The organism is Pseudohongiella sp. O18 (genome assembly GCF_021729085.1).
Classification (GTDB): domain Bacteria; phylum Pseudomonadota; class Gammaproteobacteria; order Pseudomonadales; family Pseudohongiellaceae; genus Pseudohongiella.
Window position 1 is genome coordinate 1,323,970 of the sequence record NZ_JAJSAR010000002.1, and the last position, 18,004, is coordinate 1,341,973.

Annotated in this window: 12 protein-coding genes; 7 read left to right on the top strand and 5 right to left on the bottom strand. The window is 55.6% G+C overall.

Going from position 1 to position 18,004, the window contains the following annotated elements:
- Positions 1-43: 43 nt before the first annotated feature.
- Positions 44-3,550, bottom strand: coding sequence for a TonB-dependent receptor (locus tag LVD14_RS13280; protein WP_237134538.1), 3,507 nt, complete (start codon positions 3,548-3,550; stop codon positions 44-46).
- Between the two features lie 332 nt (positions 3,551-3,882).
- Between LVD14_RS13280 and LVD14_RS13285 the strand changes: the two genes are divergently transcribed.
- The 3 genes from LVD14_RS13285 to LVD14_RS13295 all read left to right on the top strand — a co-directional run bounded on the left by LVD14_RS13285 (position 3,883) and on the right by LVD14_RS13295 (position 9,329).
- Positions 3,883-4,635: a hypothetical protein gene (locus LVD14_RS13285; protein ID WP_237134539.1), complete on the top strand. Its 753-nt coding sequence runs from the start codon at positions 3,883-3,885 to the stop codon at positions 4,633-4,635.
- A gap of 159 nt (positions 4,636-4,794) precedes the next feature.
- Positions 4,795-7,026, top strand: a complete 2,232-nt coding sequence (locus tag LVD14_RS13290; RefSeq protein WP_237134540.1) for a YgiQ family radical SAM protein — start codon at positions 4,795-4,797, stop codon at positions 7,024-7,026.
- Positions 7,027-7,187: 161 nt separating this feature from the next.
- The gene (locus tag LVD14_RS13295; RefSeq protein WP_237134541.1) at positions 7,188-9,329 is read left to right on the top strand and encodes a TonB-dependent receptor family protein; all 2,142 of its coding nucleotides are present in this window, start codon (positions 7,188-7,190) and stop codon (positions 9,327-9,329) included.
- A gap of 90 nt (positions 9,330-9,419) precedes the next feature.
- Here the strand turns inward: LVD14_RS13295 and LVD14_RS13300 are convergent, their stop codons facing one another.
- Positions 9,420-11,750: a Tex family protein gene (locus LVD14_RS13300; RefSeq protein WP_237134684.1), complete on the bottom strand. Its 2,331-nt coding sequence runs from the start codon at positions 11,748-11,750 to the stop codon at positions 9,420-9,422.
- 75 nt (positions 11,751-11,825) lie between these two features.
- Positions 11,826-12,647, bottom strand: a complete 822-nt coding sequence (locus LVD14_RS13305) for an RNA methyltransferase (RefSeq protein ID WP_237134542.1) — start codon at positions 12,645-12,647, stop codon at positions 11,826-11,828.
- A 125-nt stretch (positions 12,648-12,772) separates the two neighbouring features.
- On the opposite strand from LVD14_RS13305, the gene LVD14_RS13310 reads away from it, so the two are divergent.
- The 4 genes from LVD14_RS13310 to LVD14_RS13325 all read left to right on the top strand — a co-directional run bounded on the left by LVD14_RS13310 (position 12,773) and on the right by LVD14_RS13325 (position 16,326).
- Positions 12,773-13,555, top strand: a complete 783-nt coding sequence (locus LVD14_RS13310; protein WP_237134543.1) for an inositol monophosphatase family protein — start codon at positions 12,773-12,775, stop codon at positions 13,553-13,555.
- A gap of 36 nt (positions 13,556-13,591) precedes the next feature.
- Positions 13,592-14,965 (top strand): MATE family efflux transporter, encoded by a 1,374-nt coding sequence (locus tag LVD14_RS13315; protein WP_237134544.1) that lies wholly within the window; start codon positions 13,592-13,594, stop codon positions 14,963-14,965.
- A gap of 167 nt (positions 14,966-15,132) precedes the next feature.
- On the top strand, positions 15,133-15,711 hold the full coding sequence (locus tag LVD14_RS13320) for a nitroreductase (RefSeq protein WP_237134545.1): 579 nt from the start codon (positions 15,133-15,135) through the stop codon (positions 15,709-15,711).
- Positions 15,712-16,326, top strand: a complete 615-nt coding sequence (locus LVD14_RS13325; protein ID WP_237134546.1) for a lysophospholipid acyltransferase family protein — start codon at positions 15,712-15,714, stop codon at positions 16,324-16,326.
- Here LVD14_RS13325 and LVD14_RS13330 read toward each other — a convergent pair.
- Together LVD14_RS13330 and LVD14_RS13335 are read right to left on the bottom strand one after the other, a co-directional pair.
- The gene (locus LVD14_RS13330; RefSeq protein ID WP_237134547.1) at positions 16,304-17,104 is read right to left on the bottom strand and encodes a TetR/AcrR family transcriptional regulator; all 801 of its coding nucleotides are present in this window, start codon (positions 17,102-17,104) and stop codon (positions 16,304-16,306) included. The genes LVD14_RS13325 and LVD14_RS13330 overlap by 23 nt on opposite strands.
- A 155-nt stretch (positions 17,105-17,259) precedes the next feature.
- Positions 17,260-17,985: a sulfite exporter TauE/SafE family protein gene (locus LVD14_RS13335; protein ID WP_237134548.1), complete on the bottom strand. Its 726-nt coding sequence runs from the start codon at positions 17,983-17,985 to the stop codon at positions 17,260-17,262.
- Between the last annotated feature and the right edge of the window lie 19 nt (positions 17,986-18,004).

Consider the following 18,004-nt stretch of genomic DNA (forward strand, 5'->3'; position numbering starts at 1 on the left):
TTGTCTCAGGCCCGTTTTTTTAAAGGATTGCCAGGCGGCTGTATCAGAACTGCAGCAATGCCCTGGCGTACAATCGACGACCCCGGCCATCAAAAACACTGGCGTCGTAGTTCAGTGCGCCCTGATAGCGGAATGGCAGCTCAGCATTGAATGCGTCCAGCATACCAACGGTGAGCGTGGCACTGCCCAGATCGGGGTTGGCCCATTCATGGCGATAGCTGTACTGCAGGTCAACACTGCTGTAGCTGTCGACTTTCTCCTGCACTACCGATCGCACATAGTCATTGCCTGCCTCGAATGTGCTCGCATAGGCCAGATCATCGTAAGAGCCAATAAATCGGCCGATCACCGAAACACTGTGCGCCAGGCTGTTGCTTGACCAGCCCACAGTTACATTGCCCTTCAGGTCCGGCAGCGAGCGGACCAGCACGCCATCACCTGTAGTACCTGCCGCGTCGAATACGCCGGTCTCCATCAGGCCCAGCTCCAGCCCAGGCACATCAATCAGCTCGTAGCTGTTGACGTAGGTAAAGTCAGAACTGGCACGGAAACGACCGACATCAGTCTGCCAGTCGTAGGCCAGCTTCAGGTCCACGCCATCCGATTCTATTTCACCGGCATTGATTGTGGAGCTCTGAATGGTTATCAGCGCAGCCGTAGTGCTGCCTACCGATCGAACAACATTGGGTACGACATAGGTAGCCGGGTCAACGACGCAGTCAAGCCGGGAGCCCTCTATGACGCCGCCCGCGGCATTGCGTGAATTGTCCGGATTACTGCCCCACTCCGCTTCCAGCGCCGCAGGATCGCAGGCCACGTTGCGCACGGCGGCATCACTGCCCAGTGAGCTGTTGAACACATAGTTGGCAGGATTCTGGGCCGCTTGCTCGAAAGCAGCTATTTCGCCTTCAATTGACGAAATACCCGGCTGTGGCAATACCCGGTCTTTCACCTCAAAACGCCAGAAGTCAGCGCCTACCGACAGGCCATCCAGGGCACCAAAAGGTGTCCACTGAAAACCGATATTATAGGTATTGGCTGACTCGTTACCAACATCAGGCGCTGGTGCACCCACTGAATAGGTCGTGTTTGGCTCGGCGAATTCATTGGTAGCAGGCCGCAGTCCGGCGCGCACCGCCTGATTTCGAATCGGATCACGGAAGGTGATTTCGCCAGCCTCCAGGCCCGCCTCGACCACACCCAGGTTGGGCGCACGGAACGACTGCGAGAAAGAACCACGCAGCAGCAGCTCATCTGTGATGCGCCAGCTTGCTGCCACTTTCGGCGTCAGCTCGCCACCGATGGAACCGCCATAGTCTTCGTAGCGAAGCGCCAGTTGTGTTTCAACGTCGGCCAGAATCGGCAGTGAAAGCTCTGTGAATACGGCACTGACATCACGATCGGTGTCGTAATTGAAAATACACTGAGAACACTCGTAGTTATTGCTGACGTAGTGAAACTCATCCGGCACGCCGTTTTCGTCATACCCCAGAATCGCATTGGGGATACCGGGCAGGTTGATGGCTGGTGCATTGGATTTATTGTTCTGCTTGCGCAGCTGTGCACCCACCGCGAATTGCGCGGTACCACCTGTCATTTCGAACATTTCGCCGGAGACTACTGCATCAAATACCGCAAGCTGGTTACGTTTGTCGGCACGTTTGACGGTCGGCATCATCCAGTCGACCAGTTCCTGAGAGTTGGCCAGATTACTGTCAGTCATCTGTGTCAGGAACGGGTTGTAGAACTGACAGCCGTCCTGCCCCTGGTTGTTACTGGTTAGCGCCAGCGACAGACTCTCGCGAGTCGTCAATACGAATCCTGGGAAAAAGGTCTGCGTCAGACCGGCTCCGTAGGCTCCCCAGAAAGTCGGGATTTGAGGCGCTATCCCAAGCCGGGTAGCCAGGGCATTGGCGGCCTGAAACGCGGCGGGGTGCTGCGCACCCGCGCTGATAAAATCAAAATCTGCGCGTCCGTTGGGAGTGCAGTTGGGACCACCAAGGCCGTTTGCTGCCAGTTCGGCGCGGTCACGCTGGAAAGTCTGGTACTCCAGCTCAAAGCTCGTGCCACTCCAGGAGAAACCAACATCGTAATTGAAGCGACGGTCGCCAAGAGCATAAAACTCACCCTTTAATCCGGCCTGGATTCCGACAGTCTCGGTTTCATTGCGGTTTTTATTGCCGCCCAGGCGAGGCGCATTGCCAATATTGACATTGGCATACATCGGCACATTGGGCCCGCCGTTATAGCCTGCGATCGGCGCATTGGGTATGGAAGCAGGTGCATCCAGACCGATCAGAGGTGCCATGGAGCCCAGCTCGGCATAACGGCCGATACTGTAATTGGCAGGTGCGCCGAGCGGAATCAGCGGATTGCCCTGATGCGCTCCCGGCTGCGCCAGCATCACTGTGGGACCACGGGAGCTTACGGCACCAGAGTCAGAGCGCTCAATGTCGCTGTGTGACCACTGCATGAATGAATAGAATTCGGCCTTCTCACTGAAGCTGTGACTGAAGGCACCCGCAATACTGTTTCGCTCCATGCCCACCGCCAGCAGGTTCCACTCGTAGGAATACTCGCGGCAGCTTGAGCTGGGCTCACCTCGCGGCGCAGTGTTGGTTCCGACAAAAAACGGTGTGCCGTCTGCAGAGCTTAATTCGCTGCACAATGGATCTGTGTAGCGAAGCGAGGCGTCACCGCCCTCGGCAACTGCCTGATCGATCGCCGCCTGATTGATATAGTCTCTGTTCAGCCTGGCCCCAAAAGAAGACTGATTGATGATGGTGCCAAGTCCACCGACTGTCGCTGAGAACTCAGAGCGTTCATCAAAGTAGCGGGCATCTTCGACGCTGACCGGATCACGGCGGAATGTCTCACCTGCCAGAACAAAATTGGTGGCACCGGTCTCGCTCGCCCAGCCCCAGATCACACTGCCGGTCTTGTCAAACTTGTCCCCGGCTTTTTCGATACCCTGAATATCACCGTAGACCTCAAGTCCTTCGAAATCTGTGCGCATGATGATGTTCACTGCGCCGGCCACGGCATCCGAACCGTAGAGTGCTGAACCACCGTCGGTCAGAACTTCCAGCCGCTCCACCATTACCAGAGGTATTGTGTTGATATCAACAAATTCGCCACCGGATGGGGTGGTTGTTGCAGCAGCGACCTGGCGCTTGCCGTTGATCAAAGTCAGTGTGGAATTTTCGCCCAGGTTGCGAAGGTTGATGTTGGCGGTGCCGGACAGGGTACCTAGCGCTGCGTTACTGCCTTCTGCGCCTTCATTGGAAATGGAGCCAGAGTTGATTTCGAGATTCTTGACAACGTCCCATATCTGGGCCGCGCCCTGGGATTCTATAGAGGTTCTGTCGACGACCTGCACGGGGGATGGCGCATCAAGCGGACTGCCGCGCAAGTAAGAACCGGTTACTACGACTTCTTCAACTTCCTGTGCTTCATCTGACTGCTGGGCAAAAGCGGGCATAACAACAGCACCTGTTGTCAAGCCAGCGATCGCGCAAGCCAGACTCTTTTTGACAAGCCATCTGGACATGAGAGACTACTCCTCATTATTGTTATGTAAAAAACCTAAACAGCGGTTACATGTTGCTGATTTCACTAGGCCGTTCAGAACTAAACCGGGTCTTCGGCCAGCAACAGGCAGAGAAAAGACACACGGTACCACTGAGAAAAGCGCTTCAACGATAGCCAAACCCCCAATGCATTGCAAACGAATTAACGGCGAAAATTGTCGCTTTATCCTGTATAAAACCTGAGAATATTGCCTATCATCCTTTGTGATCTTTGCGTGTTGAACCGGTCTGATGATCATGACCTTAAATAGCGCAGCGCCCAGGCGACAGAATGAGCGGACCGGAAACAAAATTGAGCAAACTATTGAGAAAAATTCGCAACTTTATACTGACCATCGCATTGCTGGCAGGCTTGATCGCTGTTTCATTACCCGGGGTGATTGGTCTGGGCGTGCGTCATCAGATGTCAGCGCTGTTGACTGCGGCGACCAACAGCAATCCATACAGCGCCCTGCTGTCCGTGCATCTGGACAGGATTGAACCCGGCTGGTTCACCAGCAATTACTACCTGACGATTGCGGGGCCTGTATTGTCCGCTGATGGCTCACAAACCGCCACGCAACGCACACAATTGTCAGTCACTCACGGCCCAATTATCCGGCACTTGCGTGACACGCCTTTGGCAATTGCGGAATTTCAATTGATCAACCTCGATCCAGTTACCGGGCCGGACACACCGCATTTATCCGGGTCAGCGGTGCTGACCATGGAGTCGCCCACTATTGCCGCGCTCCGGGGTATCGCAGGATTCAGCGCCCTCGGCGGTGAACACTGGCTGGAATCACGTGGTCATTGGTCGCTCCCTGCGGTTCTGACCAGCGCTGCAGACGAACCGATACCCGGCAACCTTCAACTCTACCTCGATGCCGATGCCGAGGCATTGGGCGCCGGGGCTGGCAAAGACCTGTTGCAGATCATTCAGTTACAGGGCTGGACTCGCATCAGCAATGGCCGTGCGCTAAGCCATATATCTGTCATTGATGGCGCCGTCACGGTTAACGGACAGTCACTGCGACTCAGTGTGGGGCCGGCTGATGGCGAATAATGACCGTACCGACAGACCTATTTGAGGTACCGCGCAATAAGCGACGCAGTTCTCCGGTCAGGTGCGCAATACAGCATAGCGCCAGCTTCAGGCTATCATTCATGTCAGGGCCACAATCGTGTAGAATGGCGCTGAATTTCTCAGGTATCCCGCGCCGTCATGTCCGACTCAAGCAAACCGCCACATCTGTTTTCATATCCGCGTTACTGGGCCGAGTGCTTTGGCACCGCTCCCTATCTGCCCATGTCACGGGCGGAGATGGATGCGCTGGGCTGGGACAGCTGCGATATCATCATCGTTACCGCGGACGCTTATGTCGACCACCCCAGTTTTGGCATGGCTGTGGTTGGACGTTTGCTGGAGGCTCAGGGCTTCCGGGTGGGCATCATTGCGCAACCCGACTGGCAAAGTGCAGAGCCGTTTAAAGCCCTGGGCAAGCCGAATCTGTTTTTCGGGGTCACCGGCGGTAACATGGACTCGCTGATCAACCGCTACACCGCGGACCTGCGTATCCGCAGCGACGATGCCTATACACCGAATGCAGAACCGGGCAAGCGTCCCGATCGGTCGGTGATCGTTTACAGTCAGCGCTGCCGTGAGGCATTCTACGACACGCCTATCGTCATCGGTGGCATAGAGGCAAGCCTGCGCCGTATAGCACAGTATGACTATTGGAGCGACCAGGTTCGCCAGTCCATACTCATCGACTCTAACGCCGATATTCTGCTCTATGGCAACGCTGAGCGGGCGCTGGTTGAGGTTGCTCATCAGATCGCAAATGGCAGGGATCTGGCGACGATGACCGATGTGCGTGGTACGGCTATTGTGCGCAGAGATGTACCGGCTGGATGGACCGAGATTGACTCGACCCGCATCGACTGGCCAGGCCGCATCGACAATATTCCGAACCCTTACGAAGTGCCACACGACCAGGCGACCGACACCAAGACACGCGAACTCGCCAAAGCCGGGCAGACTGTGAGCATGGCCGGGGGCGACGCTGTAGCAGTCAAAGCGCCTGTGCCTGATGCTGAAACCGTAACGACGGTCCGCATCATACCGCTGCCGCTGCACCGACAGTTCGACAGCGATCCTGAACGCACATATATCCGGCTGCCGCCATACCACAAGGTGAAAAAAGACCCTGCACTGTATGCGCACGCCTCAAGGGTATTGCACCAGGAGTCCAACCCCTACAATGCCAAGGTACTGGTTCAGAAGCACGGTACGCTGGACGTATGGGTCAATCCACCACCGATTCCGCTGGAAACAGACGAAATGGACGGGGTGTTCGACCTGCCCTATCAGCGTCGCCCGCATCCGTCATATGGCAATGCCCGTATTCCTGCCTACGATATGATCAAAACCTCGGTGAATATCATGCGGGGCTGCTTTGGCGGCTGTACCTTCTGCTCGATAACAGAGCACGAAGGACGCATTATCCAGAGCCGGTCAGAGGGTTCCATTCTTCGCGAGATTGAAAAAATTCGCGACCAGGTGCCTGGATTCACCGGCACGATCTCCGACCTTGGCGGCCCGACTGCCAATATGTACAAACTCAACTGTAAGTCCCAGGAGATCCAGAAGCGCTGCAAACGCCTGTCATGCGTCTATCCGACCATCTGTCAGCATCTGAATACGGACCATAGCCCTACGACACAACTTTACCGCAAGGCGCGCGCCATTCCCGGGGTAAAACGTGTGGCGATCGCCTCAGGCCTGCGCTATGACCTGGCCATCAAGGATCCGGAATACGTTGAAGAACTGGTGACACACCATGTTGGCGGCTACCTGAAGATCGCACCGGAGCACAGCGAAGACAAAACGCTTTCCAAGATGATGAAACCCAGCATCAGCGCCTACGATGAATTCAAACGCATGTTTGATCACTTTTCGGCCAAGGCTGGCAAGGAACAGTACCTTATTCCCTATTTCATTGCTGCCCACCCCGGCTCCGATGATGAAGACATGATGAATCTGGCGCGCTGGCTGAAGAAGTACAAGTTCAAGCCCGACCAGGTGCAGACCTTCTATCCATCACCGATGGCGCTGGCTACGGCGATGTACTATTCCGGCAAGAATCCACTTAAGAAAGTGACCTACAAAAGTGAATCGGTCACGGTCAGCAAGGACATCGAGCAGCGCAGACTGCAAAAAGCCTTCCTGCGCTACCACGACCCCAAGAACTGGCCGATGCTGCGCACGGCCCTGCGCAAAATGGGACGTGACGACCTTATCGGCAGCGCGCCACACTGCCTGGTGCCGGACGACAAACCCGCGAGGGGTGGAAAATCCGCACCGCGCGCTGCGGCGAGACATAGCGCAGGTGGACGGCGACACACTGCTGGTGGCAAGCCGGGCAGAAAGTCCGTCAAACGCCGTATCCACTGATCCTGGAAACCCTCTGAGGCTCATTCTCAAATGCGATTTACGTTGCTAACGAGAATGATTAACACTATGATTGGCGCAATTTTTTGCATTCGTCATGCGCTCAAAGAAATCGCAGGCAATGCGCCAACACCATAGGACGATACTATCCTCAGGGGAGTTATATGAAGATTCGCAACAAGCGTCTGCAATTTGCTGTGTCCGCCATCATCATGGGATCAACTGTCGGCGCCCACGCCTCGAATGTCGAGGAATTCCTGATCATTGGCAGCCGTGAAGACGCCCGCACCGTGGCCGGCTCCGGCGCTGTGATTGATGGAGAACAGATTCGCATTGAAGCTGCCACAGATATCAACCAGCTTCTGAAAACCGTGCCGGGTGTCTACATCCGTGAAGAAGAAGGCCTGGGACTGCGCCCGAATATCGGTATCCGCGGCGCCACATCCGAGCGCAGCAGCAAAGTCACCATCATGGAAGACGGCATCATGATGGCACCGGCGCCCTACGCCGACCCGTCAGCCTACTACTTCCCTACCGCGACCCGTCAGTCCACCGTTGAAGTCCTGAAAGGCGCGCCACTGCTTCGCTATGGTCCTCAGACCACCGGTGGCGTAGTCAATCTGGTCAGCACGCCCATTCCGCAGGAAAGTGCTGGCAGCGTGCAAACCGTGATTGATGAGCGCGGCAGCGTCGATCTGCATGCCTGGGCAGGTGGACAGGGCGAATCCATGGGCTGGTTGCTGGAAACCGTACAGCGCGATGGTGAAAGCTTTAAGGACACCGATCGCAGCAACGATGCCGGCGACTATCGTATTGAGGATTACGTTGCCAAGCTTGGCTGGCAATCCACTGAAGGACCGGCGCAAAGCCTGCTGCTAAAACTGCAGTATTCAGAGGAAACCTCTCTGGAAACCTATCTGGGTCTGACCGATGCCGACTTCGAAGCCAACCCCAACCGTCGATACGGCCTGTCATCCATTGATGATATGAGCAATCGTCACTCGTCGATCCAGCTCAGCTATGCTCTGGCGCTAAGCGACAACACAAGCTTGAGCGCGAATGCCTACCAGAACAATTTCAAACGTAACTGGTTCAAACTCGACGGCGGTGGTGCGTACATTGATGCTGCCAACCGCGGCGATGAGCGTGCCCAGGCAATTCTGGACGGATCAGGGAACGTGAATGGACTGCGTTACAAGAACAACAATCGTAGTTACGAATCACGCGGTGTTGAAGTTAATCTGACGCATAACCAGGGCGATCACTTGATCGAGTTCGGTGCGCGCACTCACGAAGACGAATCAGACCGCTTCCAGCCCGTTGATGTTTACAACCAGGCCGGCGCACGACTGATCTACGACCGCCGCATCCAGCCAGGTTCCGGCGACAATCGTGTAGGTTCTGCAGATGCAGTGACCGTCTGGCTGACGGATACCTGGCAGGTCACGGACGCGCTGACCGTCAACGCGGCATTGCGACACGAAAACGTCACCACCAGCGAACATCGTTACGCAACTCTGGACCGCAGCTCGCTGAACCGTATTACCAACAACGAAGCCAGCGAATGGTTGCCAGGCGTGTCACTGACCTATCAGATCAGCGACAGTTTCCAGATCCTGGCTGGCGTGCATCGCGGATTTTCTCCACTGGGTGCAGGCGCACAACCTAACGAAGACCCGGAAACCAGCGATAATTATGAAGCCGGCTTCCGTTACCAGAGCGGCACCCTGTTCGCTGAACTGATCGGTTTTTACAGCGACTTCTCGAACAAGAGTGAGAACTGCTCACTGGCCAGCCCCTGCAGCAACGGCGAAACCAGTGGCTCTTACACTACTGGTGAAGCAGTGATTCAGGGCCTGGAAGTTCAGTTTGGCAACCGGTTTGCGGTAGGCGACGCGTCTGTGCCCTTCGATTTCAGTTACACCTTGACTGATGCCGAGATCACACGTACTGATGCAACGGCTGGTGTGAACAAGGGTGACGAGCTGAAAGACGTACCACGTAATATCTTCAGTGTCCGTAGTGGTCTGGAGCTGGCCAATGGCTGGAACAACTACATCGTCGGCAAGCTGGTACATGAAATGTGTGTGTCAATCGGGTGTAACAACTCGGTCAGCCCATACGCTAGAACTGACACTCTGTTCGTTACCGATCTGATCAGCCGCTACACCATCAATAACGGTGTTGAGTTATTCCTTAAAGTAGAAAACCTGTTCGACAAACAGAAGATTGTTTCACGCGATCCCGACGGCGCGCGCCCGAACAAGGCTCGTACCGCGTCAGTTGGTTTCCTGTACGAGTTCTGATCAACTCCCAGGTGTTTACCGAACAAAAAAGGCAGCTCAACTGAGCTGCCTTTTTTTTATTCAGACTCATTGTCCAAAAAGTAACACAAGCTATTTCTTGTTCTTGAGAGCCTGCTCAAACAACGCCGCCATCGTACCGGTCTGACGCTTGTTGTCAGCCGCTTTTCCAAAGTCCTTCTTGCCACGGGTGGATGTTGCAGCCCGGGCGCCACCACGCGAGGAACGACTGCCATCGCTTTTCTCGCCAGGTTGCGGCAAGGGATCATCCAGACGCATGGTCATGGCGATTCGTTTTCTTTCACGATCAACTTCCAGCACTTTGACTTTGACAATCTGGCCGGCACTCACCACTTCGTGCGGATCCTTAACAAACTTGTCTGACAGGGCTGAAATATGCACCAGGCCATCCTGATGCACCCCTACATCAACAAATGCACCGAAGTTGGTGACATTGGTGACAGTGCCTTCGAGTATCATGCCCGGCACCAGGTCTTTTATTTCCTCAACACCTTCTTTCAATTCCGCTGTTTTAAATTCGCCACGCGGATCACGACCGGGCTTCTCCAGCTCTTTGAGGATATCCTGAACAGTGGGCAGACCGAATTTCTCGCTGACGTAATCCTGGGCCTTCAGGCCGCGCAGAAACGCAGCGTCACCGATCAGTGACTTCACGTCGCGATTGTTGCGACGTGCGATTTCCTCAACCAGCGGATAGGACTCAGGGTGCACTGCGGACCCATCCAGCGGGTTCTCACTTTCATGGACACGCAGAAAACCAGCTGCCTGTTCAAATGTCTTATCCCCGAACCTGGGCACCTTCTTCAATTGTTCACGCGACCGGAACTGACCATTCTGGTCCCTGAATTCCAGAATATTGCTGACCAGCGACTGATTGAGACCGGACACCCTTTTTAGCAATGGAGCCGACGCTGAATTGACATCCACACCCACTGCGTTCACACAGTCTTCGACCACTGCGTCCAGACTTCTGGCCAGCTTCACCTGACTGACATCGTGCTGGTACTGACCAACACCAATCGACTTGGGTTCGATCTTTACCAGCTCGGCCAGAGGATCCTGCAGTCGGCGCGCAATGGACACGGCGCCGCGGATGGTAACGTCCAGATCCGGCAGTTCCTGTGAGGCAAACTCCGAAGCTGAATACACGGATGCACCCGCCTCGTTGACCATGACTTTCTTGAGCTTGAACTGCGGGAACTGTTTGCAGAAATCACCCACAAACTGGTCGGTTTCACGCGACGCGGTACCATTGCCGATACTGATCAGTTCAACCGGGTATTTATCACAGAGCGCTTTTAATACGGCAGCCGCCTCCGCCTTGCGATGCTGAGGCGCGTTCGGAAAAATTGCACCGTGGTCCAGCACTTTGCCAGTCTGATCCACAACGCAGAGTTTAACGCCGGTGCGCAGACCCGGATCAAGACCGATCGTGACTTTCTTGCCAGCTGGCGGCGCCAGCAACAGATCCTTGATATTGCGGGCAAACACATCGATGGCGCCCTCTTCCGCCTGCTCACGCAATTGAGTCAGAAAGTCCGTCTGCAGGTGTGTATGTACCTTGACGCGCCAGGTCCAGCGCACCACATCTGCCAGCCACTTGTCAGCTGCCCTGCCCTGATCATTGATCTTCCAGTGCGAGGCAATCATGCCCTCGCAGGCGTGACGCGCTGGTGGTGCGTTTTCGTCGACCGGGATATCCAGCTTCAGATTGAGGATGCCCTCGTTTCTGGCACGGAACAGGGCCATCACGCGGTGCGAGGGAATGGTCGTAACCGCTTCCGAAAATTCAAAATAATCCCGGTACTTGGCACCTTCCTGCTCCTTGCCCGGCACCAGCTCCGAGATCATATGCGCGTGCCCCCAGAAGAAGTCCCGCAGCTTGCCCAGCAGATTTGCATCTTCGCCAAACTGTTCGATCAGAATGTGACGGGCGCCGTCCAATGCTGCTTTTGCATCGGCGACCCCCTGGTCGGCATCAATGTATTTCTCAGCTTCCAGTTCCGGGTCCAGCGTCGGGTTGTCGTAGAGGCTGTCGGCCAGCGGCTGCAGGCCCGCCTCTCTGGCAATCTGTGCCCTGGTGCGGCGCTTGGGCTTGTAGGGCAGATAGAGATCTTCCAGAGCAGTCTTGGTATCCGCCTGGCGGATCTGAGCTTCCAGCTCCGGCGTCAGCTTCTCCTGCTCGGAGATGCTCTTGAGAATGACCTCTCGTCGATCTTCCATCTCACGCAGATAGACCAGGCGCTCCTGCAATTTGCGCAGCTGTGTGTCATCCAGGCCTCCGGTCACTTCTTTCCGGTAGCGGGCAATAAACGGGACTGTCGCGCCGTCATCCAGCATGGCAACAGTGGCAGTTACTTGTTGGGCTTTCGCGCCGATCTCCGCGGCAATCTGTTCATACATCGCTGTTAACACTGAATAGGGTTCCTGCACTTGATTTTGGGTTGTTGTGTTGGGGGTTCGATAGTCAAAAGGTCACTACGCAGCGGAGTCATCCCCGGCATCATTGCGATTGGCACGTTTAACGTGATCATCAATGTAGGTCAGCACGCCGCGCAGTATGTTGATTTCCATGGCGTCCGGACGTATCCGGCCAAACAGCCTGCGCATACGTGGCATCAGCAAGCGCGGGTTTTTGGGATCGTGAAAGTCCATGTCAGTCAGCACCTGCTCAAGGTGGGCATAGAACAGTTCCAACTGGTGGTTATCTGCCTTGGGCACATCCCAGTACTCATCTTCAACGCTGGCATCGTAAAAATCACCACTGTGAACCGGTTGTGCCGCCTCACCTGCCGACAGCGCATCCAGCATGGCAACCCGCACCTCATAACAGATCACCACCACAGCCGCCGCCAGATTGAGCGAGCTGTACTCTTCATTGGCGGGAATCTGTACGTGATAATGGCAGAGCTGCAGCTCTTCGTTATTCAGACCGCTGTCTTCACGGCCAAACACCAGCGCAACTTTGTTGCGACCGGCGTCTGCTGCCACATGATTCGCGCACTGTCGGGGGCTGAGCACTGGCCATGGCATCCGGCGTGACCGGGCACTGGCGCCAATCACCAGCCCGCAATCCGCAACAGCCGTCTGCAGATCGGGAAACACCTCTGCCCTATCCAGCACGTCAGTGGCCGATGCCGCACGCCAGGTTGCGGTATCACTGGGATAGTCCCTGGGATCGACCAGGCGCAGGTTGGGAATCCCCATATTTTTCAAGGCGCGCGCGGCGGCGCCGATGTTGCCGGGATGTGAGGTATTAACCAGCACGACCTGGATATTGGAAAATTCGGGCAGGCTCAAAGATCTCTCCGCGTCCGTTGATGTTTATAAAATGGGTCCGGATTATAACAGCCTGATAACAAACTATCTGCGTTGCTCTCGTTTTGCTATCATTGGCGGCTGATTCACTCCCGATTGTCGAGACTATGCACCCAGTTATCAATATTGCCCTCCGCGCCGCCCGCAGCGCCGCCGAACAAATCGCCCATGTCAGCGACCGCCTGGATCGCGTCAATGTTGTTGAAGACCATGGCGGCAACCTGGTGACCAGCATGGACCTGGATGCGGAGCGAACCATCCTCTATCACCTGCGCAAGGCTTACCCTGATTTCAGTGTCGAATCGCGCATCAGTGGTTATAGCGAGGGTGCAGATCGTGCCAACACCTGGCTGATAGACCCTATCGTGGGCAACCGTAATTTCTATCGTGGCGTAGGAGCATTCTGCGTTTCCGTAGCGCTGAAAACCAGCAAGGGCATTACTCAGGGCGTACTCGTCAATCCGGCTACCAATCAGGAATTCACAGCCAGCAAGGGCGACGGTGCCCAGCTGAATGCGACACGTATCCGGGTTGGCAAGGCCAGTGAGCTTGAGCAGTCCATGATCGCGCTGGATGGTGACCCTCAGGGCGAGACCGTCATCATGCAGAAACTCCTGGCCAGCCTGCAGGCGCTGCCGGCGTGGGTTCAGATCAGCGGATGTCCAGCTCTGGACATGGCGCATGTCGCATCCGGACGACTGGATGCTGCCTGGTGCGCACAGCAGCCGGAAACCGCCATTGCTGCCGCCCGCCTGATTCTTCTTGAGTCTGGTGCTCTGCTGGGAGATCCTCAGGGCAATCCGCAGGTACAACAGAGCAAAGAGCTGCTTTTCAGCAATCCCAAATGCTTCAAACAACTCCTGAAAATACGCCAGACCCTGACAAGCTAAAACAACAAAATAACTCATCAGAACCGATGGTCGGACATGGCAGAACCCAGACGCAGTAATCGCCACAAACTGACAGAAGGCCCCATCGGTCAAACCCTCATCAATATGACCATGCCCATGATTGTTGGCATGGTCATGATGTTCAGCTTCAATCTGGTTGATACCTTCTTTATCAGTATGCTCGGCACCGAGCCACTGTCTGCCATCAGTTTTACTTTCCCCGTCACCTTCACCATCATGAGTCTGGCCATCGGTCTGAGCATCGGCACATCTGCCGTGGTCGCCAAATACATTGGTCGCGGTGAAACAGAAAAGGCCAAGCAGGCGTCGACAGTGACAAACTACGTCGCCATGGCATTGGCCGGCGTGCTGGCGATTGTCGGTTATATTTTCATGGACAGCATTTTTCTGCTGATGGGTGCACCAGAACCCATGCTGCCGGCGATTCGCGAGTATATGGACATCTGGCTACCCACCAGTGTGCTGCTGGTCGCCATCATTTGTGCCAACGCCGTGCTGCGCGCCAATGGCGACACGAGAACGCCCAGCATCCTGATGGCGGCGGCCGGTCTGATCAATGCGGCACTGGATCCCCTTTTCATTTTCGGTCTGGGACCGATTCCTGCCATGGGCATTCAGGGTGCCGCTTATGCAACGCTGGCCTCATGGATAGCCGGTGTCTGCTTTCTGTTCTATTACCTGGCCATTCGCCATGAACTGATCTATCGCGGCCTGCCCACGGGTCCGGTGTTCAAGAACTCAGCGCGCGAAATGCTGCGCATTGGTATTCCCGCCTCGGGCGCCAATATGATGACGCCGCTGGCTGCCGGCATCATGACTGCCATCGTAGCCTCATACGGAGAAACCGCAGTTGCTGCGTTTGGTGTCGGTTCGCGTCTGGAATCAATTGCCTGTCTGGTCATCCTGGCGCTTTCCAGCACCCTCCCTCCGTTTGTCAGCCAGAATCTGGGCGCCGGCAAGCTCGAACGCATTCGCGAGGCATGCCGGCTTTCCATGCGCTTTGTGCAGGGCTGGCAGTTACTGATCTATATAGTCATGGCACTCGGGGCATCGCTGATCGCCTGGGTGTTTACCCGCGACGCGGAGGTCGCCGGGATAATTCGTCTATACCTGTGGATCATGCCGTTGAGCTACGGCATGCAGGGCGTGATCATCCTCTGTAACTCTGCGCTGAATGCCCTGCACAAACCCATGGTGGCGCTGTATCTGAGCTTTGCCCGCTTTTTTGTATTTTATGTGCCACTCGCCTGGGTTGGCAGTCAACTCTACGGTTTACCGGGGTTCTTTATAGGCGCATTTACGGGCAACCTGCTGATGGCCATCGTTTCCTGGCTTACATTCCAGCGTGTACTGGCCGCCGAGCAGGCCCACATGCAACCGGCCAGCTGAAGCCCGGGCAGGCATATCCTCCCTTTGCCCACTGCGGCTTTTGTTTTATGCTTCGGAAAAACACATAAAAGGGGATTCCGCATGACTAAACAGACGATGGCAGACAGCCTAACCAGTCGCACGGCCAATACTGCTGATGCAGCAGTGCGGCAGTTCTGGTCCACCCGATGAGCAAGATTACCTCCAGCTACAAAGATGCCCTGCAGGTACTACACCAGCGGGTTTCAGTATCGCGGGTCAGCGATCCGGCTCCGGATCAGGCCACGCGTGAAGCGATATTTCGTGCCGCGCTGCGGGCCGCCGATCATGGCCTCTTGCGACCCTGGCGATTTCTGATCATTGAAGGTGAGTCCCGGCACCGCCTGGGCGAGTTGTGGGGTAAGGCGAGCAAGGCTGATAATCCCGAGATGACGGAAGCAGATGTGTTGTCCGCGCAGAAAAAAGTGCTGCGGGCGCCAATGATTGTAGTCGGCATTGTCAGCCCAAAAGCCCACCCCAAAGTCCCCGAGGCAGAACAACACCTTGCCGCCGGAGCGGCCATGCAGAATATGCTTAATGCGGCGTACGCACTGGATGTTGGCGCAATCTGGCGCACCGGGCCAATGGCGACCCACCCTGTGATGCGCGAGGGGCTGGGCTTGCAAGCCCACGAATCGATTATCGGTTTTTTATATCTCGGCAGCATCGATGGCCCCGTGCGCAGCGTGCGCGAAGAGGCACTGATCGACTTTTTCCAGGAGTGGTAAATGACTCAAGCCACCGAAGCTCACACGATGCAGATTCGCAAGACCACAGTCTTCTGCACGCCCTTACTGACAGCTCTGTTACGCGGCCTGGCGACGATGATTCTGTGGATAATTGGCTGGCGGCCTATAGGCAAACCGCTCAACGACCAGCGCTTTGTTCTGATCGGCGCGCCACACACCAGCAATTGGGATTTCCCCATCATGCTATTGGTTGTCCTGAAGTTGAAGCTGCGCCTGCACTGGATGGGCAAGAACTCACTGTTCAAGTTTCCATTTGGTGGGCTGATGCGTTGGCTGGGTGGCATCCCGATAGATCGTTCCCGCCACAACGGCATGGTCGATCAGGTTGTTCAGCAGTACAGAGATAACCCGGAGCTGGTGGTTCTGATTCCACCCGAAGGCACAAGGGCCAAGGTCAAGGACTGGAAGACCGGGTTTTACCATATCGCCAATAACGCCGGAGTTCCGATTCTGATGGGTTATCTGGACGCAGATAAAAAAGAAGCTGGCCTGGCCGACTTCTTTTATCCGACCGGAGATCTGTCGGTCGATATGGCTGAAATTCGAAAGTTCTACGCCACCAAAAAAGGCATCAGGCCAGAGAATGCTGACTGACCGAGTCAGAGGCCTCCGCCTGGTCTGAGTTTTGACTGGCAGGTGCCTGGTAATCCAGAGCACTCAACACATGTGAAAACGCAAAATTGGCAAAAACATTGATGTCTGATTTCAGGTGCTGGAACTTCCAGCGCTTGAGATACCATTGTTGCAGTATTGCAGTGGTTGCTGCCGACAGCAGTGCCGTGTCGCCCTGATAACGGAACACACCCGCATCAATGCCATCCTGGAAAATAGATTGCAGCCGCTGGTCAAACTTCAGCTCCATCTGCATGGCAGCTTCCCGCTGGCTGCGATCAAGACCCTTGGCTTCGATAAAACAGAAGTAGTACCACTGATGCATGATGTCGTTCATGTACAGGTCTGCAAACAGTACAGCCCGGAGGTGTTCGTAAGGTGGCAGATTGTGACTGTGAATATCCGACATGACGTCATCAATAGACTGCCGCACCACCGATTCAATCGCAGATGCCAGGTCGCTTTTGCTGCCAATATATGCGTACAAACCACCCATGCTGATCTGAGTCTCTCGGCTCAGGTCACGGAGGCTCATGGAATGAAAACCCTGGCTGTTGGCCAGACGGAATGTGCAGGTAAAAATCTTCTGGAGATTACGCAAGGCAGTCTTGCCATTTTTAATCTGCATGCGTTCGTGGTGAACAGCGAATACTCGTTCCCACAATGGTTCGCCTTCCAGCACCCAAGCCTGTTTGAACGCTTTTAGCGAAGTATTGTGCGGCCACTCAGCTTTAAGCTTGTCTTCTGACACGCCTGACATGCGCAGTCACTCCTTGATCAATGCAGGCAACGCTGCTGTCGTTGGGCACCCTCTGTTCGAGGTTCAGTGCCAGTCAACTCGCGCTTTCGATTCGCTGCCCTGGTTTATTGTTATTTCCGGCCCGTAAGGCCATCTGGAATGGATAGCACAGCAGTTTACACCAAGCTGCCGCCGTTCACCAACGCACTGATCACGGCGTAGAGTCCGGATATCGCACACAATATCAGCGAGCCACCGCGGATGACCTGAGGCGACAGACGGCCCATGGTCTGTCGTGCGACCCAGAATCCGGCGACGGTTGCGGGGATCAGAGGCAAGGACAGCATGAAGTGGGACCAGCCGAAATGTCCAACCGGCGCGAGCACAAGCAGGGAGATCAGGCAGCTGACGACAAAAAACGCAGCCAGATTGGCCCGTATCAATGCGACATTCTGATGCTGCCAAAGCAGCGCCATGGGCGGTCCACCGATGGATGTGCTGGTGCCCATGAAGCCCGAGAGAAAGCCAGCAGCAACCATCCTGCCGTTGGTAGGACTCCAGCGCAACGAACTCAGACTGACCGCCACCGCAAACAACACCGAGAGCCCTATCCACAGCGCCAGCATGTTCTTGTCCATCCACAACAGCAGCCCGGCGCCAGCCAGAGAACCGGGGACACGCCCGACCACCGCCGCCTTCAATCCGCTCAGAGACACTCCTTCACGGAAATACCAGGCATTGATCAGCGAGAGCACCAGTGCGCAGACCGTCACGGGCGCCGGTACATAGGCGGGATTCACGAAGAACAGCACTGGCGCAGCAATCACAGCCAGGCCGAAACCAACGGCGGTCTGTACGTAGGCACCGACAAAAACCAGTGCGATTGCTATCAGTATGTCCATAAGGATTCCAGAATCTGAC